Source organism: Pseudoroseomonas cervicalis ATCC 49957, from assembly GCF_000164635.1.
In the GTDB taxonomy this organism is placed as follows: Bacteria; Pseudomonadota; Alphaproteobacteria; order Acetobacterales; family Acetobacteraceae; genus Pseudoroseomonas; species Pseudoroseomonas cervicalis.
This window is the reverse complement of sequence record NZ_GG771127.1, coordinates 1-813: the sequence shown is the minus strand read 5'-3', so window position 1 is coordinate 813 and position 813 is coordinate 1. Positions and strand designations below refer to the sequence as shown.

Below are 813 nucleotides of genomic sequence, written 5' to 3'. Positions count from 1 at the left end.
GGCGGCGCGGCGCCGTGGTACGCGTGGTCGCCATGCCCCGTGGCCGGCATGGCGGAGGGTTGCAGCGCCAGGGTGACGGAGGGGGTGACCCAGCCCAGGGCGCCGCGCAGCAGGTCGATCCGCTCCCCCGCCCAGCGCGACCAGGTCAGGCCGGTGGCCGAGAGGAACAGCAGGCCGAGCGCCACGCCGACGCCCACCAGCCCGTGCAGCCGCCGGGTGCGCAGCCTGCGGTTGCCCGGGGCGCGGCGCGCCAGCGCGCCGGTGTCGCGCCAGAACCACAGCAGCACCCCGCCCAGCGCGGCGATCCACAGCCAGGAGGCCGCCAGCTCGCTGTAGAGGCGCCCCGGCTCGCCCAGCATCAGGTTGCGGTGCAGATAGTCGATGCCGGTGCGCAGCGGCAGCACGCCGCTGGTGCCATAGACGATGTGGTCGCCCAGCACGGCCAGCGTCACCGGATCGATGAAATAGGCACGGCTCTCGGACTCGCCGAGGCCGGGGGTGAGGAACATCACCCGCGTGGTGTGGCCGGGGGCGGGCGCCGGGCGCAGCGCGAAGAAGCGGGCCTCCGGCCCCGCCGCGGCGCGCGCGGCCTGGTATTGGGCCTCCAGGCTGCGCGGCGCGCCCTGGCTGTCGCTGCGCAGGACGGGGCGGTAGAGCGCCTCCTCCAGCTGCGGCGTCGCCACATAGAGCAGGCCGGTCAGGGCCGCGACCAGCAGGAAGGGGCCGACGAACAGGCCGACATAGAAATGCAGCCGGGCCAGGAAGGCCTTCAGCTCGGCGCCGTCGCGGCGCGGGGCGGGGGCGCTCATGGCG

1 protein-coding gene is annotated in these 813 nt (G+C 75.5%); it reads right to left on the bottom strand.

Annotated features, from left to right (window positions below):
* The coding region (locus HMPREF0731_RS22135; RefSeq protein WP_007006499.1) for a PepSY-associated TM helix domain-containing protein at positions 1–813 on the bottom strand (813 nt) is incomplete at both ends.